This window comes from Clostridium sp. CM037, from assembly GCF_055081095.1.
On sequence record NZ_CM143650.1, the window covers coordinates 3,323,997 to 3,346,070 of the forward strand.

General features: G+C 32.7%; 18 protein-coding genes and 1 tRNA gene. 3 read left to right on the plus strand and 16 right to left on the minus strand.

What is annotated here, in order from left to right:
• Positions 1-80: 80 nt before the first annotated feature.
• The gene (locus tag ACWJKP_RS15960) at positions 81-3,188 is read right to left on the minus strand and encodes an insulinase family protein (RefSeq protein WP_165413116.1); all 3,108 of its coding nucleotides are present in this window, start codon (positions 3,186-3,188) and stop codon (positions 81-83) included.
• Positions 3,189-3,406: 218 nt separating this feature from the next.
• Positions 3,407-4,882 carry a Na+/H+ antiporter NhaC family protein gene (locus ACWJKP_RS15965; protein ID WP_165413115.1) on the minus strand — a complete coding sequence of 492 codons (1,476 nt, stop codon included), beginning with the start codon at positions 4,880-4,882 and terminating at the stop codon, positions 3,407-3,409.
• Positions 4,883-5,627: 745 nt separating this feature from the next.
• Between ACWJKP_RS15965 and ACWJKP_RS15970 the strand changes: the two genes are divergently transcribed.
• Together ACWJKP_RS15970 and ACWJKP_RS15975 are read left to right on the plus strand one after the other, a co-directional pair.
• On the plus strand, positions 5,628-5,912 hold the full coding sequence (locus ACWJKP_RS15970) for a hypothetical protein (protein ID WP_165413114.1): 285 nt from the start codon (positions 5,628-5,630) through the stop codon (positions 5,910-5,912).
• 45 nt (positions 5,913-5,957) lie between these two features.
• A complete protein-coding gene (locus ACWJKP_RS15975; protein WP_165413113.1) occupies positions 5,958-6,536 on the plus strand; it encodes an NUDIX hydrolase in 579 nt (192 codons plus the stop codon).
• A gap of 68 nt (positions 6,537-6,604) precedes the next feature.
• Here ACWJKP_RS15975 and ACWJKP_RS15980 read toward each other — a convergent pair whose 3' ends face one another.
• The 10 genes from ACWJKP_RS15980 to ACWJKP_RS16025 all read right to left on the minus strand — a co-directional run bounded on the left by ACWJKP_RS15980 (position 6,605) and on the right by ACWJKP_RS16025 (position 17,034).
• Complete coding sequence (locus ACWJKP_RS15980; protein WP_165413112.1) at positions 6,605-8,827, minus strand: flotillin family protein; 2,223 nt, start codon at positions 8,825-8,827, stop codon at positions 6,605-6,607.
• 107 nt (positions 8,828-8,934) lie between these two features.
• A tRNA-Lys gene (locus ACWJKP_RS15985) sits at positions 8,935-9,011 on the minus strand.
• 191 nt (positions 9,012-9,202) lie between these two features.
• A complete protein-coding gene (locus ACWJKP_RS15990; RefSeq protein WP_165413111.1) occupies positions 9,203-10,018 on the minus strand; it encodes a purine-nucleoside phosphorylase in 816 nt (271 codons plus the stop codon).
• Positions 10,019-10,074: 56 nt separating this feature from the next.
• Positions 10,075-10,635: a nitroreductase family protein gene (locus ACWJKP_RS15995; protein ID WP_165413110.1), complete on the minus strand. Its 561-nt coding sequence runs from the start codon at positions 10,633-10,635 to the stop codon at positions 10,075-10,077.
• A gap of 329 nt (positions 10,636-10,964) precedes the next feature.
• On the minus strand, positions 10,965-11,315 hold the full coding sequence (locus ACWJKP_RS16000; protein WP_165413109.1) for a hypothetical protein: 351 nt from the start codon (positions 11,313-11,315) through the stop codon (positions 10,965-10,967).
• 45 nt (positions 11,316-11,360) lie between these two features.
• Positions 11,361-12,329 carry an ABC transporter ATP-binding protein gene (locus ACWJKP_RS16005; protein ID WP_462961312.1) on the minus strand — a complete coding sequence of 323 codons (969 nt, stop codon included), beginning with the start codon at positions 12,327-12,329 and terminating at the stop codon, positions 11,361-11,363.
• The gene (locus tag ACWJKP_RS16010) at positions 12,329-13,351 is read right to left on the minus strand and encodes an ABC transporter ATP-binding protein (protein WP_462961313.1); all 1,023 of its coding nucleotides are present in this window, start codon (positions 13,349-13,351) and stop codon (positions 12,329-12,331) included. Before ACWJKP_RS16010 ends, ACWJKP_RS16005 begins: the two co-directional genes overlap by 1 nt.
• Positions 13,352-13,364: 13 nt before the next feature.
• Positions 13,365-14,282 carry an ABC transporter permease gene (locus ACWJKP_RS16015; protein WP_165413106.1) on the minus strand — a complete coding sequence of 306 codons (918 nt, stop codon included), beginning with the start codon at positions 14,280-14,282 and terminating at the stop codon, positions 13,365-13,367.
• Positions 14,283-14,297: 15 nt separating this feature from the next.
• Positions 14,298-15,359 carry an ABC transporter permease gene (locus ACWJKP_RS16020; RefSeq protein ID WP_318038328.1) on the minus strand — a complete coding sequence of 354 codons (1,062 nt, stop codon included), beginning with the start codon at positions 15,357-15,359 and terminating at the stop codon, positions 14,298-14,300.
• Positions 15,322-17,034: a peptide ABC transporter substrate-binding protein gene (locus ACWJKP_RS16025; protein WP_165413105.1), complete on the minus strand. Its 1,713-nt coding sequence runs from the start codon at positions 17,032-17,034 to the stop codon at positions 15,322-15,324. Before ACWJKP_RS16025 ends, ACWJKP_RS16020 begins: the two co-directional genes overlap by 38 nt.
• Before the next feature lie 292 nt (positions 17,035-17,326).
• Here ACWJKP_RS16025 and ACWJKP_RS16030 point away from each other — a divergent pair, with 292 nt between their 5' ends.
• On the plus strand, positions 17,327-18,952 hold the full coding sequence (locus ACWJKP_RS16030) for a methyltransferase (protein WP_165413104.1): 1,626 nt from the start codon (positions 17,327-17,329) through the stop codon (positions 18,950-18,952).
• A gap of 87 nt (positions 18,953-19,039) precedes the next feature.
• Here the strand turns inward: ACWJKP_RS16030 and nadE are convergent, their stop codons facing one another.
• From nadE to rsxE, 4 genes are all read right to left on the minus strand, one after another.
• Positions 19,040-19,843 carry an NAD(+) synthase gene (gene nadE, locus ACWJKP_RS16035; protein WP_165413103.1) on the minus strand — a complete coding sequence of 268 codons (804 nt, stop codon included), beginning with the start codon at positions 19,841-19,843 and terminating at the stop codon, positions 19,040-19,042.
• 130 nt (positions 19,844-19,973) lie between these two features.
• Entirely contained in the window at positions 19,974-20,840 is an 867-nt protein-coding gene (gene rnfB / locus ACWJKP_RS16040; protein ID WP_165413126.1) for an RnfABCDGE type electron transport complex subunit B, read from the minus strand.
• A gap of 29 nt (positions 20,841-20,869) precedes the next feature.
• A complete protein-coding gene (locus tag ACWJKP_RS16045) occupies positions 20,870-21,451 on the minus strand; it encodes an electron transport complex protein RnfA (protein WP_165413102.1) in 582 nt (193 codons plus the stop codon).
• Positions 21,451-22,074: an electron transport complex subunit RsxE gene (rsxE, locus tag ACWJKP_RS16050; RefSeq protein WP_165413101.1), complete on the minus strand. Its 624-nt coding sequence runs from the start codon at positions 22,072-22,074 to the stop codon at positions 21,451-21,453. Before rsxE ends, ACWJKP_RS16045 begins: the two co-directional genes overlap by 1 nt.

Below are 22,074 nucleotides of genomic sequence, written 5' to 3' on the forward strand. Positions count from 1 at the left end.
AAAACTTGCGCTTTATGTTCTTTTCTAAATGTATACTGCAATTTAAAGCATATTTAATCATCTCCTGCGGAGCTGAAATATTAATGTTTAGCCTTCTTAATAGGTACTATAATCCTATCGAATAAATCTTTATTTTGATTTACTTTAGTTTCACTACCAACAACGCAGTGTAATTTCTGTTTTTTTATAGTATCCAACAGATCCGCGAAGTTTCTTATGTCACCCGCGGTAGTCGCTAACACTTCATCACGTAGCTTTTGAATATCAGCTTGAGTAGTTCCTGTAAAATACATATTGTCCCCCATTAGACCTTTAGAAGATGGCCCTGCTAAAGAATCCATACTTCCTATCGTTCCTATTATATAATTAGTCATATCCTTTTCACTTGCTTTAAAGTTTTTTAAAAATTTTACAGCATCATCAAATGTGTTTAATGTCTCCTTTAAATTTGGATCGCGGTAAGAATAGAACAATACCTCGTCCTTTGTAAAACTCATAGCCCCACCGTATGCACCGCCTTTCACTCTAACTTCCTGCCATAAATAATCACTATTTAAAATATTTTCAAGAACCTTCATATGTCCATTATAGTTGTACCCTGCTTTTTTAAAACAACCAGCCTTAACCACATATTGCACTTGAGATGGAATTATAAAAGCCTCATTCTTTTTCGAAAAATCAAACTCATATTTCTGCTTAGGAAATTTTTTATCCTTAATTCTTTCTCCTAATTTATTAAGACTAATAACAAATTCTTCATAATTTTTTTCATCTCCAGTGTAACTTACAACCAAGTCCTCTTTGTTAAATACAATATCTTTAACATCATTTAAATTTTTTACCGTTTCTTCAAATTTCACATCAAAGTTATCATCCAAATCACAAATAAAATCGTAGTAAGGCAAATAATCCAAATCAGTATACTTACCACTATATGATAAATAGGACAATGTACGTTTTATTGCAATTCGGTTACCTTCATTAACAAACATAGATTCATAATTTACTCTTATTTTTTTAATTAAATCTTTCATCCGTTCCTTATCATCAAACTTACTATGATTCATTATTTCATCTAATAGTTCCAAGGAATTTGGTAATGCATTATTAATAGAATTTACTGAAACACTCATTTTAGGAGAGTATTTATTACTATCAGTATTATTTTTAAATGATGTTGAATTAAAGGCAATTCCCCCGGTATACTTCATCATTTTATTTGAAAGTTGCATAATATTATATTTTTCAGTACTAATATTTCCTAAAACACTCGCAAGTAATTTCAAATATAATACTTTGTTTTGAGGAACCTTTGAACTGTCAAAATATAAATTAGAATAAGTAATTCCATCAGTGAACATCGGATGACTTAATACTTTTATACCTCCTTCTAGTTTTTCTTTTGTTGGAATTTCTTCTGATTTTAAATTTAAATCCTTAAGTGTAAGCGTTGGTATTTTCGATAATTTTTCTTTTGAATCTAATGTTCCCTGCCATTTTTTTAATTCTTCTGCGTCTTTTTTAATTGTAGCTAATTCAATTTGCGATAGTGATTTTTTATACTCTGAAAGTTTCTTTTTTACCATTTCTTCTTTTATTTCATTTAATCCACTAGAAGGTTTTAAAACAACTAATGAATTATTTTTATTATCCAATAAATATTTTTGTACTAACTTTTCAAAATACCCATCGGATATTTTAGATTTTATTTTATTAAGTGCTGGGGTAATCTCTAGATATTCTGTAGGACTCACATCATAATTCCAGCAATTTAAAGCTGAAGACATATAATTCATACCTCTGTTAGCATCCGAATTTTGAGTGCGCAAACTTAGTTCTACAGCACTGAATACTGAATTTACTAATTCTTTATCAAACCCCTCTTTTACCACTTGTTTTAAGGAATCATCAACAAGACTTTTAAATTTATATTTCTCTGATTCATTTGCATTGGTAGCAATTATACTGAAAGTTGGTTGCTTAGTTGAGGGGTTAAAACTTGCATAGACATCCCCTCCAATCCCATTATTTAATAATGATTTCCTTAGAGGTGAAGTTTTAGTATTCAAAAGAATCTCTTGCAATATTTGAAAACCTAAAATATTTTCTACATCTGTTACCTTATCGATCATATAATTAGATGATAAGTACGTCATATCTGCTGTACCTACACCTTTAGCCACAGGATATAAAGCTGTTTTTTCAACCTTTTTTTCATTTTCATAAGGTTTCTGTAATTTAATTTTACTATCCACTGTTGTTTTTTTAAGTTTACTCAGATAATTATCATTCATAAATTTCAATGTATGTTCAATATCCAATTTTCCATATAAATATATAGAGCTATTTGATGGAACATAATATTTTTTATATGTTTCGATAAATTTGTCGTAGGTTAGGTCAGGAATATTATCTGGCTTACCTCCCGATTCAAAACTGTATGAATTTTCATTAAAAAGCGATTGATTAATAGTATTAGATAATATTACCTCTGGAGAAGAGTTATTCCCCTTCATTTCATTGTATACTATTCCATTATAATGTAACTCTCCTGTCTTACTATTAACCTCGTAATGCCACCCTTCTTGTTTAAGTATTTTAGGATTTTTAGATATATTTGGATAAAACACTGCATCCATGTATACACTCATCAAATTGTCAAAATCCTTTTCATTCTTACTTGCTACTGGATACATTGTAAAATCTGGTCCTGTAAACGCATTTATAAATGTACTTAGTGATTGCTTAGTCATAATTAAAAACGGGTCTTTAACAGGATACTTCTTTGAACCGCATAAAACTGAATGCTCAATAATGTGGTTAACACCAGTATTATCATTCACTGGAGTACGGAAACTTATTGAAAATACTTTGTTTTCATCCTCATTCTGTAAATAAATCAGTTTGGCCCCACTTTTAATATGCTTAAATATCATGGCAGTTGAGTGTACATCGGGAAGCCATTTTTTAGACTCTAACTTAAAGCCTGATATACTTTTTCCTGTTTTCAACTCTTCCTTATCACTTATAACTGACAATGAATTATTTAATTTTACCTGCTTCGTTTTCGCACCTAGTGCGATTTGTGTACCATGTACGACTTGCGCACCTAGTGCGACATTACTGAAGCTATTAAATAATAATCCAATTGCTACCAATATAGAAGTTGTTTTTGTGAACCTCTTCATTTGATTCCCCCTTAACTATAAAATTTATAATAATTTATAATTTATAATTTTTTATGTTATAAGTAGTATGTTTTATTTACAACATTCAATGCATCAATTATTGTATATCCTAAATTTAACTTAGAAATAATCAAAAAATAACTATAAGATTAAAATTTTACAATAAAAAAGAAGCTCACTTTTCAGTGAGCTTTTTATAAAGATATGTTTATTTACTTTTATGCAGAACGTTCTTCTTTTACTTCCTCTTCTACATTTTTCTTTAATCTTACATCAGGTTCCCTTGGCAATTTGAAATGGGGTATAAATCTATCCCAACCTGTTATTGTAAGAACTAATAATGAAAATACTGCTACCATAGCCATAAAGTTATATTTTATTATATCAATTGGAGCAAATTTGTATAATGGATAAACTGCAGAGGCTATCCCTACATAAAATCCGATATATACGTGCCATGGAATAAGCTGAGATCCAAATACTCCAAGAGAACTTCCAAAAGTAGCATTTCTAAGCCGTAGCGTATATAAGTCTTCTTCACTACCTTCTACGTTGTCTTCAAGAAGATTTTTAATTATTGGTCCAACTGTTACAATTTGAGCCATTTCATCTGCTAATGCTGCATTCCCAAGAATTGAAAGCATACCGTTCCAAAACATAAGTTGTTTTACGTTGCATGACATTTTCGAAACCAATCTTGACAATGGTGCAAATGCATTTATTTTACCCATTATACCTGCAAAAGCTCCAATCCACATCATCATTACTATAACCCATGAACCTGCATCTGCGAATCCTTTTTTCATTAATTCTAAAAATTGAGGTATGTCTGTTATTGTTCCAGCTGTTAATCCAAGGATTAACGATGTTATTATTCCAAGTCCTAAACAAGCAAGTGTTGGCATTCCCTTTACCGCAACTACAAGCACTACCAATAGTGGAATAATCATGTAAACTGGAACTCCGGTTTTAACTTGATTTAATAGTACTACTGCTGATGGTTTAGCTGCTTCAAGGGATTTCCACACACTTTCTGGGATTTGATCTATTGCTTGGGATGAACTTCCAACTATAGTTGGAAGGTTCATTGACACACTTACAAAGTAGAAAATACCTGCCGTTATTACTAACGTTATAAGAGCCCATACACCTTGATGCTTTATTCTATCAGTGACATCAACACTTTGAATACCAGAACTTACAACAGTTGTATCTGAAATAAGTCCTATATTATCTCCAAAGCAAGCTCCTCCTGCAATAGCAGCTGTAGTAAGCATTATATTTCCACCTGTTATATGATTTAGCCATAGGAAAATTGGAGCACAAGCTGCAAATGTTCCCCATGAAGATCCTGTTGCAATTGACAGAACAGCTGTTACTGAAAGGCCTGTAAGCGCTACTGTTCTACCCGTTATTCCAAGCGTAAGTGCTAAATTAATTATCGCAGCTCCAACACCTGTTGACATAAACGCTTCTGCTAGTGCATATGCTAGCATTAGTATAAAAAAAACTAATTGCATTTCTTTTACGTTCTCCACAGCAGAATCAACAATATCATTAAATTTGAACTTACAAGTTATTGCCGCTATTATAGCTGCATAAATTACTGAAATTGGAGCTGCAATTAATGCATCCATTCTGGACATCATCAATCCCGCCATTAAAAATACTGGTGATAGTTTTAATAAACTCATTAAACATATATGCTACTCAAAATATGGTCAAATATATTCACTAATAAATTAATAATTTCATTTACGCAGTTTTTTTAATATATATACAATTATAAATTAAATTTTCGTACGTTAATAATTACTGTTGAATAATTTGAGAGTAGCTCCCCCTTTCGATATTTTTTTAAAACTTCAACAAAATTTCAAAATAAAAATTATGTCTTAAATTTTGATAAAGAGTTAATTTTTTCTTATGTAATTTTTGATCATACACATTAGTGTGTCATTTTAAACTTCCATATTTCCTTGAAAGTTTTCTTTGATTAGCTATTAGATTTCTAATATAATTTCACATTGCATAAATCATTAAAATTTTTTCATTTCTTTGTATGTATAACGATTACATTGCAAGTTATAAAAAATAAAAATATAACGATTACACCGTAAGTTACAAAAAATAAATAACGTAAATATAAGTTTTAACTTGATTGATTTGATCACAAAACAAGCATAAAAGTATAACTTATTTCATCATATACGATTTTTTTACATTTTTTTTATTCCACTACAAACAGTATATAATACTATTTAATATAAATCAATCGAATTTATTTAAATTGAACATTTAGCTATTAATTGTAACTTCTCTCTTGAATATTGGTAAAATATTTCATATATTTCTTAATGATTACTTCTTCCTTTATTTGTTTTTATTCATTCAAAGTGCTACTATTAATTTATATACATTAATTAAGGAGGAATTAAAATGAACACAATGAAAGAATTTACTTTTGAACCTCGTTATTTGAGTTTAGCTGTCATAAATGATGTCAATGTAGGAAATAAAATATTGAATGAGCTTATTATAGATGACGAAAGTTGTTTAGGGCATAGACAGGTAGGTAGTAGAAGCTATCACATTTTCTATTTCAAAAATGATCGCTTTTCGGTTTATTATCATAAAGGCGGAGTAGACGCAATGTACTCCTCTAAATCACTAGATGCCGTTTTAGATTATGTGAATAATTTAAAATCAGAGGATTTTGAGTAACCTAATATAGATAGCATAAAATGAAGTATTACTGGAGATGAAATAATGAGTATAAAAAACATTACAACACTAGCAGATACAAAGTATTTAAAACTTTATAATGCAGAGTATACCAATAAAAGTGGAGAACCTAGAAATTGGTCCATAGCTTCTAGAAAAGATTTAGCTACATTAAAAAACAACTATTTTAATGGCGCAGAGGACAATATAGACGCTGTTATAATTGTAGCTACTCATGTAGCTCAAAATAAATTAGTGGTTATAAAGCAATTTAGGGTTCCTCTTAATAATTATGTTTATGAAATCCCAGCTGGACTTATAGATTGTGGAGAGGATTTTAAAACTACTGTAAGCCGCGAACTAAAAGAAGAAACCGGCCTTGATTTGATTCAAATTGATTATGATAAGACAAAATCTAAGGCGTATATATCTACAGGTATGACAGACGAGTCTGCTGCCTTAGTGTATTGTACTTGCTCAGGCGAAATATCAAAAGATTATTTAGAACCAGATGAGGATATTGAAGTTATGTTATTATCCAAGGAAGAAGCTAGTATTTTAATCAGTTCTAATGAGAAGATAGATATTAAGGCTTTTCTTGCAATACAAAACTTTATAGGTTAGATGTTGTTAAATAAAAAAGCCATCAGAATAAATTAATTTATTCTGATGGTTTTTTTACATTAGTTTCTTTATTGTTTTATTACATCTTTAGCATTTACATTATCTATATCTTTAGGCATCACTACACTTTTATCATTTGCCATATTTGCAAGCACCATACTCATTATACCTTCCATTGCATTAGGTGTTTTCCCATCAGTTCCACCCATTATTATGGTTTGTGGTACTAGTGGAGATTTACTTATCTTTAACGCCTCTGCAAATGCTATCATAACGCTTTGCCTAACTTGTAAATCTGGGCCGCCATATGCCTCAACTAAAGCCCTCGCCGCTGTCCCCTTTGCGATACCTACCTTTGTTTCTTGCTCAGCAGTAGCATCTGCAACTGCTTTAATATTTAGTGCTGTTGCTTTACCTACTGTTTCAAGTTTGAATGATTCTGCTCTTGCCGCAAGTTCCACTTGTTTAGCATTAGCACCCGCAGTTAATTCAATAGTTTTGGCTTGTGCCGCTGCCTGGGCTTCTCTAGTATATCTTTCAGCATCAGCTTCTTGAGTTCTCTTATATTTGTCCGCTTCGGAAAGTTTCTGCGTTTTTAGTGCTAACTGTTCTGCCAATCTCAATTCAGATTTACCCTTATTATCCGCTACCTCTATGTCAATACTTGATTGCGTAAGAGCTGACTGTGCTGTTGCTTTTGCCTGAGCTTCATTTAATTCTCTTTGCTTTTCAGCAGATTTTTGTTTAGCTTCATTGGTCTTAATCTCTTCCATAGCTACTTGTCTATCTCTTAGCTGTGCAAGAATTTTTTCAATTCTTGTATCACTAGCAGAAGCTGCCGGTGTTCCAATTAATACTTCTTGTAGCTCTAAATCATATAGTTTAAACTTCTCTTTCATTTCATCTGATGCCTGCTTCTGAATTTCACTTCTATCTTGAACTAATTGTATAAGAGTCTTAGTTTGCCCAATATTCTTGAAGTAACCAGCTATCATTGGGTCAAGCGATTGTTCAATAAGCATTTTAATATCCCCAAACCTTTGTATAACTGATGATGCTTTTCTATAATCGATATTAAATACTACGGTTAGTGGTAGATTAGGCTCGAAGGCATCCTTAGTTATTAAACTAATCTCTTTTAAATTATCATCTAACTTGTGCACTCCACTTTGACCAGTAATCCATTTTAATATTACATTAGTAGTAGGAACTGGTACAACTTTACCTGCATAAGTATTAAATGCATACTTTCCTGGCATCATGGAATCTCTCCAAATACCTTTTTTGCCTTGCTCTACAAGTTCTCCATGAGAATAACCCGTACCTGAAACATCCTCCCCTTTATCACCAAAATAACTTACCACAACCCCTACATAACCAATATCTATTATACTTTTAGGTACTATATCAACACTTGCAAACATTCTATTAATGAAGTAAACTCCATCCGTAAGTACTTGCATCTGCTTACCTTTTCTGCCATCTGCAGCTAAAAACTTTTCTGGCTCTTGGAAGTTATTGTGATAGAACTCATTATTTATACTCTCACCAACAATAGGTGCTATAATTGCTCCATTGTCCGGTGTAGGCCCCTCATTGATAGTTACAATACCTATAGTATCAAGGTTACCGTCCTTATTCCTTCCTTTATTATATGAGGCTTCCATTTCACTACCATCATTCTGCTGAGTGTATTGCTCCGTAGTTTTTGAACTTGATATAATTACAGGATTAAACCCACCTTCTCTAGCTAAGTCACTTCGCATTGTTTCTATTTGTGCCGTCTCATCTTTTGACGTAAATATAGAGTGTACCTTGTCTTTCGTGATTATAATAAATTGTGCCAAGTTAAATGCATAAGTACCCTCACGAAGAATATGTCTCTGTGGACCTTTTTGTCCACCATTATTCAAAAATGCCACAACATCTTGAAATGACTTACTTTGTGGTATAACCTTACCTAAAGTTTGACCATCCCCTAAACTTTCCCCTGACCTTGAAAATACATAAGCTATTTGACCTTGTGGTATAGTTACGAGCCTTACCTTCTTAACCTTATACTTGAAAGGCGTTTTGAAGTGAACACCGGCCCTTAGTACTTCTGGTTGATAACCCGCTTCTCCCTTTAGTGCTATAAGACTATCGGCCGGCACTGAGCCGCTTAAACTCCACCACTTCTCGACAATCCCCACCTCATCTGTTCCTATGCTTGTAAACCCTATGCCATAAGCAATTAAAATTAATGATACTACAACTATACCTACTGTAATTAACACGGTGTATGAACCCATAATTTCCCCCTTGTATAATTTATATTTTATTGTATTATATGTTAATATTTTAAAATTAGTCTATATAAAAAGAAACATCAAGATCACAAGATCTTGATGTTTCTTTATGGTGCTCCATCAGGGAATCGAACCCTGGACACCCTGATTAAGAGTCAGGTACTCTAACCAGCTGAGCTAATGAAGCATGTCCGACAACATCTTTATTATATATCATTTTTACGTATTTGTAAACACTTTTTTTATAAAACTAATAGATAAATAGTTATTTATTAGTTTTATAAGAAAATACAAATAGAGAAAAGCATACTTACTATTTGATTTTAACAGTAATAACTGTGATTATACCGATTAGAGTTGCTTAAGTATGTACTTAGGCTAACCCATACATTCAATAATCTTAACCACCCATTTGCACAATTTCGTAGATGCTTTTCTTGCGGTTTCTACTACCCTATCATGTGAGTGTTTAACTTTTTGAATTCCTGTAGCCATATTTGTAATGCAAGCAATACCAATCACGTCCATTCCTAAATAGTTTGCTACTATTGTTTCAGGAACTGTTGACATCCCAACCGCATCAGCCCCTTGTCTTCCAATCGATCTAATTTCTGCAGCAGTTTCATAGTACGGTCCCATAAAACCAGCGTAAACACCTTCTTTATATTCTACACCAATCTCATCTGCAATAGTTTTCGCCTTATCAATAAGTTCTATTTTATATGGTTCAGACATATCCGGGAATCTCAAACCAAATCTTTCATCATTAACTCCAATTAATGGATTATCACTAACAAGATTTATGAAATCATTAATAATCATTAATGTTCCTGGAGTAAAACTTGTATTTATTCCTCCACATGCATTTGTTACAATAAGATTTTTAATTCCTAACTGTTGCATAACATATACAGGATAGGTTACCTGTTTCATTGTGTATCCCTCATAGTAATGAAATCTTCCCTGCATTAATACTACTTCTACACCACTAATTTGCCCGAAAACTAATCTACCCTGGTGCCCTGCCACTGTAGTTTGTGGAAAATTAGGAATATCTTTATACTCAATGTATTTGCTATTTTCAACTGCACCCGCTAAATTTCCTAAGCCAGAACCTAATATCACTGCAACTACTGGTTTCTTATCTACCTTACCTTTTATATAATTTACTGATTCTATAACTTTATCATACATTTAAAATCTCCCCCTATAGAATTATAGTAAATCCTATATATTGATGCCTTATATCATTATTTTATATAATTTACCGTATTTTCTTTTCTCGCTGGTGCATTAGTTATCTCAATTTTTTTATATCCAAGGCAAAATGCATGTATTTGTCTAAATCCTTCTGGTATTTCAAGCTCCTTAACAAACTCTGCACCTTCTTCACTATTTAATAGATGTGCAATAAGACCAATCCAACAAGAACCAATTTCTAAGGCTTCTGCTGCTATAAGCATATTTTCTACTGCCACTGCGCAATCAACTGAGGCGGAGTTGTTACTTTTGTCTCCTGAAACTAATACTACAGTTGGTGCATTGTAAAACACATGAAATTTTTCATTATCAGCAAATCTTCTAATATATTCATTATCAGATTTTCTAGCAATTTTTTTAAAAGCATCACTTAATCTGTCTATAATATCTTTTCTTTGTATTATCGTAAAATGCCATGGCTGCGTATTATTAGCACTCGGTGCATAAATACCTGCATCTATTATATCTGTCACATGTGCTCCATTAACTTGTTCTGGTAAAAACGCCCTTGTGCTTCTTCTATTTCTTATGTTTTTTAAAGTTTCATTCATTTTAAAGTCCTCCGTTTACTTATTTTTTTGAATACACCGCATTGTAAAGCCTTTTAATAACAGTATAATGCCCTATTTGCCCTACATAAAATAAACATTTATTTTTATTGTCATTAGTTATAATAATACTACTATATTAGTTTAATGTAAGTACGCACTTTTACAACATATAGTCACTAAAATTATACCATCAATATATTTTATTTATTAACAATAATCAACGCGACTTGTAACTGCAACATGAACACAGTTTATTTTAAAAAAAGAAGTAGAGCATTTTCTGAAATTATATAGGACTTCTCTACTTCAATAATATTTTTGAGATAAATCTACAGGTAATATCTTATATCATCAATTACAATTCCTGAAATCAGAATCATGATATTTACAATGAGTAGCACATTAACAAAGTTTATAACTTGAAACCTTTCTTTCCACTGCTTATCATTTCTAAGCGATCTTCTTGCGTTTCTCTTTAATATAAAACCAGAATAAACAATTAAGCCAAGGCCTCCTACAATGAATAATGTACTACGTACAATTTCCAGTGTGACTTTAGTTCCACCGTGTATTACTAAAATAGCTCCTAATATAGATATTAATATTAATATTAGAGATATTATTAATCCCAATATTATTGATTTAATAATATCCTTAATAAAAATTAAAATTTTGTCCATATGGTTATCCTCCCCTATACATTTATATTAAAATAACAAATCATTTTAATATAAATGGCAAGCTACAAAATGATTTGGAGCTACTTCTTTAAGAAGTGGTGTTTGCTCACTACATAAGGAAGTAGCATAGCTACATCTTGTCTTAAATCTACATCCAATTGGAGGATTTATTGGGCTTGGAACCTCACCTTTAAGCATTATCTTTTCCCTTGTTCTTTCAAGTCTTGGGTCGGGAATTGGAATTGCTGATAAAAGAGCTTTAGTATATGGATGAAGAGGATTTTTATAAAGCTCTCCACTCTCTGTAATTTCAGCTATAACACCTAGATACATAACAGCTACTCTGTCAGACATATGTTTAACCATTGAAAGATCATGGGCAATAAATAAATAAGTAAGTCCTATTTCTCTCTGAAGTTTAATAAGAAGGTTTACAACCTGTGCCTGTATGGAAACATCAAGGGCTGATATAGGTTCATCGCACATTATAAATTTAGGTTCAACAGCTAATGCTCTTGCTATCCCTATTCTTTGTCTTTGTCCACCTGAGAACTCATGAACAAATCTATTACTATGTTCTTTATTAAGCCCAACTAGTTGTAAAAGATTCTGAATTCTATCTGTTCTATCTTTACCATTAGCCGCAATCTTATGGATATCAATTCCCTCTGCTATTATGTCTCCAACTGTCATTCTTGGATCTAATGATGCATATGGATCTTGAAAAATTGTTTGTACTTCTTTGTAAAATGCTTTCTTTTCAACCCCCTGTATTTTATGAACATCCCTTCCCTTATATAGGACACTACCGGAAGTTTTATTGTACATTCCTATACAAGTTCTACCACAAGTAGTCTTCCCGCAGCCAGATTCCCCAACAAGACCTATTGTTTCACCTTCTCTTATTACAAAACTCACATCATCAACTGCTTTTAAAACTGCATCTTTTCCTACATCAAAATATTTCTTTAAATTCTTAACTTCTAATACTACATCTTTTTTATTTTCTGTCATTATAAAACACCCCCACCAACTTCAAAAGGTATATTTAACTTTGGAGCCATTTCATAATGTAGCCAGCAAGATGCCTTATGTTCTCTCCCAAATTTATATGCAGGAGGTTCCTTTGTTAAACATATCTTCATACAATGTGAACATCTCTGTGCAAATCCACAGCCCTTTGGAGGAAAAACCATATCAGGTGGTGTGCCTTTAATAGCTACTAGTTTTTCCTTATTTTCAAGATCTAATCTTGGCACTGCTTTAAGTAATGCCCAAGTATAAGGATGCTTAGGGTTGTAGAATATATCTTCAAAACTTCCTCCTTCAACTACCTTGCCAGCGTACATAACAAATATCCTATTAGCAAGGTCAGCAACCACTCCAAGGTCATGAGTAATTAGCATAACCGATGTTCCTAGCTTTTGTTGAAGACCTTTAATTATATCTATAATCTGTGCTTGTATTGTAACGTCTAAGGCTGTGGTTGGCTCGTCAGCTATTATCATACTTGGATTACATGCAAGTGCTATGGCAATCATAACTCTTTGCCTCATACCACCTGAAAATTCATGTGGATATTGCTTAAGCCTTCTATCCGCATTAGGAATTCCAACAAGCTCCAACATTTTTAAGGCCTCTTTTAAAGCCTCATTCTTATCCATGCCTCTGTGAATCATTAAATTTTCTGCTATTTGGTTGCCAACTTTCATAGTTGGATTTAAGGCTGTTAAAGCATCTTGAAAAATCATACTACATTGCTCACCCCTAAAATCTTGCCACTGCTTCTCAGTAAATTTTAATATATTTTCACCTTTATATACAATTTCACTACCTTCTTTAACAACACCTTGTGGTGATTGTATTAGTCCCATTATTGCCTTAGAAGTAACAGTTTTACCACATCCTGATTCTCCAACTATTGCTATACATTCTCCTTTATCTACGTCAAAGGACATTCCCCTTACCGCTTGTACTTCACCGGCATAAGTATTATATGATACTTTTAAATTTTTAACTTCTATTAACTTTTCCATAGTTTGCCTCCTACTATTGACGAAGTTTTGGATCAAGTGCATCTCTTAAACCATCACCAAACAAGTTAAATGCTAACACTGTTAAACAAATTGCAAATGTTGGAAAAAATAATTGATATGGATAAAAAGCCATTGCACTTTGTCCATAGGATATAAGCACACCCCAGCTTGTATTTGGAGCCTGAAGTCCGAGTCCTAAAAAGCTTAGTCCTGCTTCTGCAAATATATATCCCGGTATGCTAGTTGCAATAGTTAATATCAATACTCCTATTGTATTTGGAATTAAATGTTTTATTATAACTCTTACCGGCGAAGCGCCTAATGCCTCAGCTGCAAGTATATATTCATTTTCCCTAAGTTGCATCAACTGCCCTCTTATCATTCTTGATGTACCACACCATGATGTAATGGTCAATGCAATAATTAAAGTTGTAATACTATTACCTAAAACCACCATTATTAGTATTGTTAAAAGTAATGATGGGATACTAGTTAATACCTCTATAATTCTCATCATAACCTCATCTATCCATCCGCCAAAGTAAGCCATTACACCGCCGTATAAGCATCCAACAATTATTTGTATGCCTGTTGCAATCAACCCTATTGCAATGGATACTCTACCACCATACCAAATTCTTGCGAATAAATCTCTTCCTAATGCATCAGTTCCAAACCAATATTCACTACAGGGTGATATATTTTTTTTGCTTCCATTAACCGTCTTGAAATCCTTTCCATTTATATACGGACCAAAAATAACCATTAATATTAATACTATTAATATCACTAACGATATCATTGCAATAGGATTTTTTTTAAGTCTTCTCCAAGCATCCTGCCAGTATGTTATATTGGGTCTTGTTATCATATCAGCATTTTGCTGTTCACAATCAATTAACTCAAATTCTTCTTTTTTAAATTTTGTCATTGATAACTCCCCCCTTTATTTTTTACCACCTGTAAGTCTTATTCTTGGATCAACAACTGTATACAATATATCGGACATAAATATACACAATATATACATAGCCGTAGTTAATATTGTTTGTCCCATAATTATCGGAAGATCTAGTCCTTGAACTGCCCCTATATAATAAAGCCCCAGTCCTGGAATAGAAAATACTCTTTCAATAAAAAATGATCCCGTTATACACATTACAATAGTCATAGGAAGAAATGTAACTATTGGTATCATTGAGTTTCTCATTATATGCTTAGATATTAATCTTTTAGTTGATAATCCTTTAGATTTTGCAGTTAATACATAATCTTGATTAATAACATCAAGCATAGAGGTTTTTAAAAGTCTTGAATAATGTGCAATATAGCCAAAACATCCTGCTAATGTAGGTAGAACTGTATACTCCCATCCACCCAGCCACAAATCTTTACCTTTAGGCCATCCTATTACTGGAAACCACCCAAGATCTCCTGCAAACCATTTTTGAAGTAGTAATGCAAATACAAAGGATGGTATAGAAATAAGAAAAACAGCACTGGTTATTACGGTGTAGTCAATCCATGTACCTCTTTTCATAGCTGCAAGAATCCCCAGCATAATTCCAATAACCATTCCCAGTACCATTTGTTGTATTCCAAGCCTCGCAGATGCTGGTAGCTTGTCTTTTATTATACTTCCCATAGTTTGTCCAGGATAAACTATGGATTCACCAAAGTCGCCTCTTAACATACCCGTAATACACTTAACATATCTTTCACCAACCGGTTTATCATATCCGTATTTTATATAAACTTGTTCTTTTATATTTGTTGGTAATTTTTCCACTCTTGAAATTAGTGGATCACCTGGCACTGCTTGCAATAAAAAAAATGTAGCTGTTGCTATTATAAAAAGCGTGAGTAACATTTCCCCAAATCTTCTAATAGTATAATGAATCATGAAACTCTCTCCTTTTTTATAACGCGCAGGGCTCGCAATGAGCTCCTGTGCATTATTATTATGATTACTATTTTCTACCAGAAGTGTATGCCCATCTCCATTCATAAGTAGCTCCAAAATGAGGACTCATAAAATCTTTAACATAGTTTTGTGAAAATCTCCTTGTATCTTGATAATAAATCGGAGCTAAAGCAACGTCATCTTTAACTAGCATCGCTTCAAGTTTTTGATATTTTTCCACTCTATTTGCAGGGTCTATCTCAGTTTCAAGATCTTTAATTATCTTATTATACTCTGGGTTATTATATTTAATTTTGTTATTGTCACCTTCACTAGCAAATACTTCAAAAAAGTTTATTGGATCATCGAAATCTGCTCCCCATCCACCGTAGCAAGCATCCCATTTTCTATCTTTTTTAGCTTGCTCTAAAAGTGGAGCAGTTCCAAATACTTCTACAGATAAATCTATTCCTAAATTCGTTTTGAATTGTTGCTGCCACCATTCATTTTTTTGTTTTGCAGCTGAGTCAGCTCCCGAAGTAACATATTTAATCTTTATCTTGCTTAAATCAATTGTATCTTTTCCAAGCTCTTTAAGTCCTTCTTTAAATAATGCTTGAAGTTTTTCAGGCTTGTTTACATACTCAGTTGCTAAATCTTTTAATGGCTCCTTAACTTCATCTCTATATACATCTTTACCTGATTGTAATGACGTTGGAATCCACCCATAGGCTGGAGAATATCTACTCAAAAGTGTATTTATATAGTCTTCTCTATCAAATGCTAATGACATTGCAAGTCTTATCTTTTTATTTGACATTAATCCACTTGGTCCACCATCATTGTTGAAGGCTAAATACCCAGTAGATGCTTTGTCCCCTTCTGCAAATTGAAATTTCCCTGCCTTTGCTTCGTCTTGCCACTTCTTAACATACTCTTGACTACATCCAGTAACGTCTAGTTGTGAACTCTCAAATAATTGAGCTTGGGTTGAGAATTCTGGAATTGCATTCATCTCTGCCGTTTTAATGAATACGTTATTAGCATCCCAATAGGTAGGATTCTTTTCAAATGTCATGCTGTTATTCTTTACCCATTCCTTTATTTTATAAGGTCCACAATAAACCTGGTTTGCAATGTCTGTTTTCCAGTTTTCTCCACCTTTTTTTATAACATCAAGTCTTATTGGTCCAAAATTAACAAACGGTAATTTCTTTTCAAAATATGGTGTAGGTTTAACTAAATTTATAACCAATGTCTTATCATCTTTTGCCACTACCCCAACATCTTCAGACTTTCCAGTACCATTATTGAAATCTTCAGCACCTTTTATTTCATAGGCATAGTAAGCATATGAAAAGGCATTCTCCTTTTTTAGAAGTCTTTGGAATGAATCCACGTATTGCTGAGCCGTAACTGGCACTCCATCGCTCCATTTATAATCTCTTAAGTGAAAAGTCCAAGTTAATCCATCCTTAGATGTTTCCCAGCTTTCAGCTCCTGCTGGTTCAATTTTGTCCTTCCCATCTACAACCTTTATTCTTGCTAACCCTTCTTGCATTTCATTTATTATTGTGAAAGAATCTACATCCGATGCTTCATTTGGATCTAGGGTCAAAGGTTCAATAAATACTAACTTTAAATGTTGATCATCATCTTTTTTAGTACTAGTATTCGTTGAAACTGTTGCTTTGTCTTTTTTGCATCCCACTAGGCCTGTTGCAACCGTTAACATCATTGTTGATGTCAGCAGCAAACTAAGTATTCTTTTTGTTTTCATTAAATAATCCCCCCTAAATATTAATAATTTCTATATAGACCTTATACTAAGTATAAGGGAATATATCCTTAACATTTTGGTGTTTTAATTCTTGTTTTATTCAATAAATCTTCGTTATTTACATTAATAGTATATGTATGTATTTTATATCATATTAATCTATAATTTGGTAATTTGCAATATATTTAAATATTTAAAATTACCCATCACACTAAAAAAATAAATATATGATATAATTGTATTTAATAGATTAATTATAATTTAATAAATTTAAGCATAAGAGGTGTAACAAATGATAGAAAATACTGATAAGATATCAAGTTTAATAGAAAATCTAAAAACTTCAGATGATAAACAGAGATCTGCTATAATAAATAAACTTTCTCTAGATTATAATAATGCAATTCCCATGTTATGGTCAAAAATAATAACTGGGGATGATCCAAGAGGAATACTTTCCGTTTTAAGGGATATTTTAAAAAAGGAAAAGCCCAAAGGAATGTTCAAAAGAACTATTGGTAATTCAAAAGAAAAACTTAGCGCTCTTCTTTCGCATTCAGATCCAAAGGTACGAAAGAATGTATGTGGCGTTATTGGAGAACTCGCAGACCCTGTGTATTTAGAAGCTTTATATAATGCCTATAACGCTGAGGATAAATTATTTGTAAGATACTCCTACGTACTTGCAATCGGGAACTGCGGCAGTGCAAATGACGCAGAAAAGTTAAAGAGAATGTTTGAAGATGTAGTAACAAATGAAAAAGCTTGTCAAGAAAATGACTCACTAGTAACAACTAATAAGCATATTAATGAGGAAAAGCTTGCACTAACAAGAGCCATAGATAAATTGTCTCCTACAGCGCGCCATGAGTTTAAAGGATTTGAAAGTCCTGTACCTATGCTGCTTACTGTTATGAATTATCAGTATCAGCTTACTTTAAAGGAACTAGATGATAAATGGATTGATGGTAGACTTGTAGATGACGGTATACTTATCTGCGAAAAGGATTTAGATAAGATTTACACCTGCAGGACCTTTTATGAACTTTTGTATCCTTTAGCTGAGTGTGAAGATTTAGACTTTGATTATAAGGTAATAGCTGATGCAATTATAAATGCAAATTTTGTAGATTTTTTAAATCAGTGTCATGATAATGATTCTAATGATCCTTTTGGGTATAGAGTTGAATTTAAAACAATGGATTCTAATAGAGAACGGTCAGAGTTTGTAAAAAACTTATCTAGAGAATTAGACGAACTTTCTTGTGGGAACTTAAGAAACAGCCCTTCCTCATATGAAGTTGAAATTCGAATACTTGAAAGAAATAATCTCTGCAGTGTATTTGTCAAACTGTATTCCGTAAAGGATAATAGATTTGACTATAGAAAAAACGACTTAGCTACATCCATAAATCCTGTAACTGCGGCTATTGCAATAAAATCAATAGAAAAATGGCTAGACCCTAGTGCTAAAGTTATAGACCCCTTTTGTGGCGCTGGAACAATGCTTATTGAAAGATCTAAATTAGAAGAATTTGGATCTCTAACAGGAGTTGATATATTTAGAACAGCTATAAACGCTGCAACAATAAATTCCAAATTAGCTAATGTAGATATAGACCTTATAGCTGAAGATATATTAGAATTTGTGCCTTACGGCCAATTTGATGAGATGATAACAAATATGCCTTTTGACAATAAGTCCACCACCCATAATAAGTACGCGGACTTGTATAGTGCATTTGTAAATAAAATCCCTGATTTTATAAGACCAGGAGGAATGGCATTTGTTTATACAATAGAAAAGCAATTATTTAGGGAAGTTCTGCTGGATAATGATCAACTTGAATTACTTCAAGAGATAAAAATTGAAAGTGGTAGGCTTACACCTCATGTATTTGTGCTAAAAGTAAAATAATGCACATGAAATACATAATGAGTCTAATGTACTTATAAAAGAAATAGATACACCTATACATTAGGTGCATCTATTTTTTTTACTAATTTATTCAAGCCACCAAGTGTCTTTTGGAGAAACTGGTGAATGTCTTTTGTGTTTGGAAACTGTATACAATTTTAATATTTTCTTCTCGTATTCTTCTGAGATGTCTTTACCCCTTAAATACATACAAACCTGATGATTTAGTTCTGTTACTTCTTTTTGATTGGATCTATTGTCCCATACACCACTTGTAGAAATTTTATTAATTATAGATTTAGGTGCATTAAATATTTTTGCCATCTCGTAAATTATGCTTTTTGTTATTCCCTCAAGTGGTTGTATATCTGCTGCATCGTCACCATGTTTCGTCACCATTCCTAGAGTTAGCTCGGCTACATTCGTGTAGCCAGCAACTAGAACATCATAAACTTCAGCTACTCTATATAACACGGTCATTCTCACTCTAGATTTCGTATTCCCTATATCTACTTTTGAAGGAGGTAGCCCACGCAGAAGCTCAATGGATTCAATTACGGGACCCATTACATCATAGGTTTGAAATACATCTGGCTTTATAATGTCTCTTGCAAGTTCTACATCTGCCATGTCTGATTTAATTCCAAATGGGAGAGATAGATTGATTAGATATATTCCTGATTTTTTTATAAGCATACTTGTAACAAAGCTATCTACTCCACCTGTAAGATGACAAACATAACCTTTTTTTCCGGTATGCATAGCATACTTTTTTAAGAAAGTACAAATTTCTTCTATCATTCTATATGCATACTTTTCATCTGACTCATTTTCAAGAGGACAAGGTATACCAAACTCATTCCTTATTTCTTGTTGTTTAATTTTATTCATATCTAGCCTCCTTAAACTTGATTATATGTTTATTGTATCACATATAATCCCATATTAACCACAAATTATTAAAATGAAAGATTAAAATTAATATCCGTCCTTATTGATAAATCAGAAAAAACATCCTATTTTAATCAGAGAGAGTTTTATTTTCAGATAATTTAGCTGCTATTCTTGTCTGTGATATACTTTCTATAGACTTTTTAATTGCACCCGTTGGGCATTTATATAAGCAAGTAGATTCATTACATATTGAAACACATACATCACAATCTACTACAGCTAGATTGTTCTCAATTTTTATTGCACCATATGGACAATTCTTAACACAAATTCCACATCCAATGCAGCCTACTTTGCAAAGTTTACGTGTCACAACACCTTTGTCGTTTGAATTACAATTCAAAGATACATTAATTCCATTTGGAACTAATTCAATAACTTTTTTAGGACAAACTATTTTACATTTTCCACAACCCGTACACTTTTTATTGTTAATAATTGGTATGCCTTCTTTGCTCATTGTCATTGCATCAAAAGGACAATTTTTAACACATGTTCCAAAACCGAGGCAACCATATTTACATCCCTTTGGTCCTCCCTGTAGCACTGATGCTGCAACACAATCTTGAACACCTTGATACTTATAATCCTTAATAGCTTTACTTACTGTACCAGCACATTTTACAAAAGCCACTTTTGGCTCCATTTCTGCTGCCACTTTACCAGTTAGATTTGCTACCATTTTTGCAACAGGTGCTTTCCCTGGAATGCAAAGATTTGGTGCTACATCTGGGTTTATAACCACAGCTTCTGCATACGCCATACAACCAGCATATCCACAGGCTCCACACTGACCTTTTGGTAATATATCTTCAACAATATGAATCAATGGATTTACTTCAATGGCAAATTTTTTATTTGCAACCGCCAAAATTAAACCAAACACTAGCCCAACTGATGTCATTACAACTAAAACTGCAATCGCTATACTTATATTACTCATAATAATTTCTCAGCTCCTTTCTACGCTGCTATAATCCCAGAAAACCCCATGAAAGCTAATGCTAACATGCCCGCTAAAATAAACGCAATGCCGAGCCCCTCTAATGGTTTAGGGACATCTGCTAATCTTAGTTTTTCTCTTAAACTTGCCATAAGTATAATTGCCAAAGCAAACCCCAAACCAGATCCAACGGCAGATATTGCACTTTTTACAAATGAAAAATTTGATTCTACATTTAAAAGTGGTACGCCAAGTACAACACAATTTGTAGCAATTAGTAATAAATATATTCCCCACATATTATATAATGTAGGTGCATATTTTTTAATAATCATTTCTAAAAGCTGCACAAAGCTAGCAATTAAAAGCACAAACACCGCCGTTGTTAAAAATGTTAAATGAAATGGAGCCAATATAAAATGGAATACCAACCATGCTAGCATGGAACTCAGAGTCATAACAGAAGTTACAGCCATTCCCATACCAATAGAGGCTTTTAAGCTCTTAGAAACCCCAAAAAAAATACAAAGCCCTAAAAACCTTGTTAAAACGAAGTTATTTACGACTACCACACTTACAAACAGAGTTAGATACTCACCCATTATGCTTCGCCTCTCTCAATTTTATTTTTTTCCATATGTTCAGTCAGCATCTTAAACCCGGCTACCATATAGCCAATGAGTATAAATGCACCTGGTGGTAAAATCATGATAAGTGCAGGATTATACCAAGAGCCAAAAATTTTTATCCCAAATATAGCTCCTGTACCAAAAAGTTCACGTATCATCCCGATAGATAAAAGTGCAAGTGCAAAACCACATCCCATTCCTAGTCCATCAAAAAAGGATGGAATCACTGAATTTTTTGAAGCAAAAACTTCCGCTCTAGCTAAAATAATTGCAAAAACAACAATTAATGCTAAATATATTCCTAATGCCTTATAAAGCACTGGCGCATATGCTTGTAATACCAACTGTACTACAGTAACAATGGTTGCTATGGATGTAATATACACCGGTACACGGACCTTAGGATTCACTACTTTTCTACTAATAGATACAATAGTATTATTTGCAGTAATAACGAAGATAACTGCTAAACCCATAGTTAGAGAATTTATCGAGTTATTCGTTACCGCTAAAGCAGGACAAAGACTAAGTGCAAGAACAAAAATTGGATTTTCTTCAATAATCCCTTTTTTAAATATATTCCATAACTCTCTCAT

Excerpts from the sequence above, each read along its gene's own strand:
- ACWJKP_RS16015 (WP_165413106.1), bottom strand. The coding sequence starts at position 14,282 with ATGACAAAATTTAAAAAAGAAGAATTTGAGTTAATTGATTGTGAACAG.
- ACWJKP_RS16030 (WP_165413104.1), top strand. The coding sequence starts at position 17,327 with ATGATAGAAAATACTGATAAGATATCAAGTTTAATAGAAAATCTAAAA.
- nadE (WP_165413103.1), bottom strand. The coding sequence starts at position 19,843 with ATGAATAAAATTAAACAACAAGAAATAAGGAATGAGTTTGGTATACCT.
- ACWJKP_RS15965 (WP_165413115.1), bottom strand. The coding sequence starts at position 4,882 with ATGAGTTTATTAAAACTATCACCAGTATTTTTAATGGCGGGATTGATG.
- ACWJKP_RS15960 (WP_165413116.1), bottom strand. The coding sequence starts at position 3,188 with ATGAAGAGGTTCACAAAAACAACTTCTATATTGGTAGCAATTGGATTA.
- ACWJKP_RS15990 (WP_165413111.1), bottom strand. The coding sequence starts at position 10,018 with ATGTATGATAAAGTTATAGAATCAGTAAATTATATAAAAGGTAAGGTA.
- ACWJKP_RS16000 (WP_165413109.1), bottom strand. The coding sequence starts at position 11,315 with ATGGACAAAATTTTAATTTTTATTAAGGATATTATTAAATCAATAATA.
- ACWJKP_RS15975 (WP_165413113.1), top strand. The coding sequence starts at position 5,958 with ATGAGTATAAAAAACATTACAACACTAGCAGATACAAAGTATTTAAAA.
- ACWJKP_RS16020 (WP_318038328.1), bottom strand. The coding sequence starts at position 15,359 with ATGAATGGAGATGGGCATACACTTCTGGTAGAAAATAGTAATCATAAT.
- ACWJKP_RS15970 (WP_165413114.1), top strand. The coding sequence starts at position 5,628 with ATGAACACAATGAAAGAATTTACTTTTGAACCTCGTTATTTGAGTTTA.
- ACWJKP_RS16005 (WP_462961312.1), bottom strand. The coding sequence starts at position 12,329 with ATGACAGAAAATAAAAAAGATGTAGTATTAGAAGTTAAGAATTTAAAG.
- ACWJKP_RS16025 (WP_165413105.1), bottom strand. The coding sequence starts at position 17,034 with ATGAAAACAAAAAGAATACTTAGTTTGCTGCTGACATCAACAATGATG.
- rsxE (WP_165413101.1), bottom strand. The coding sequence starts at position 22,074 with ATGAGAGAGTTATGGAATATATTTAAAAAAGGGATTATTGAAGAAAAT.
- ACWJKP_RS15980 (WP_165413112.1), bottom strand. The coding sequence starts at position 8,827 with ATGGGTTCATACACCGTGTTAATTACAGTAGGTATAGTTGTAGTATCA.
- ACWJKP_RS16045 (WP_165413102.1), bottom strand. The coding sequence starts at position 21,451 with ATGGGTGAGTATCTAACTCTGTTTGTAAGTGTGGTAGTCGTAAATAAC.
- ACWJKP_RS15995 (WP_165413110.1), bottom strand. The coding sequence starts at position 10,635 with ATGAATGAAACTTTAAAAAACATAAGAAATAGAAGAAGCACAAGGGCG.
- ACWJKP_RS16010 (WP_462961313.1), bottom strand. The coding sequence starts at position 13,351 with ATGGAAAAGTTAATAGAAGTTAAAAATTTAAAAGTATCATATAATACT.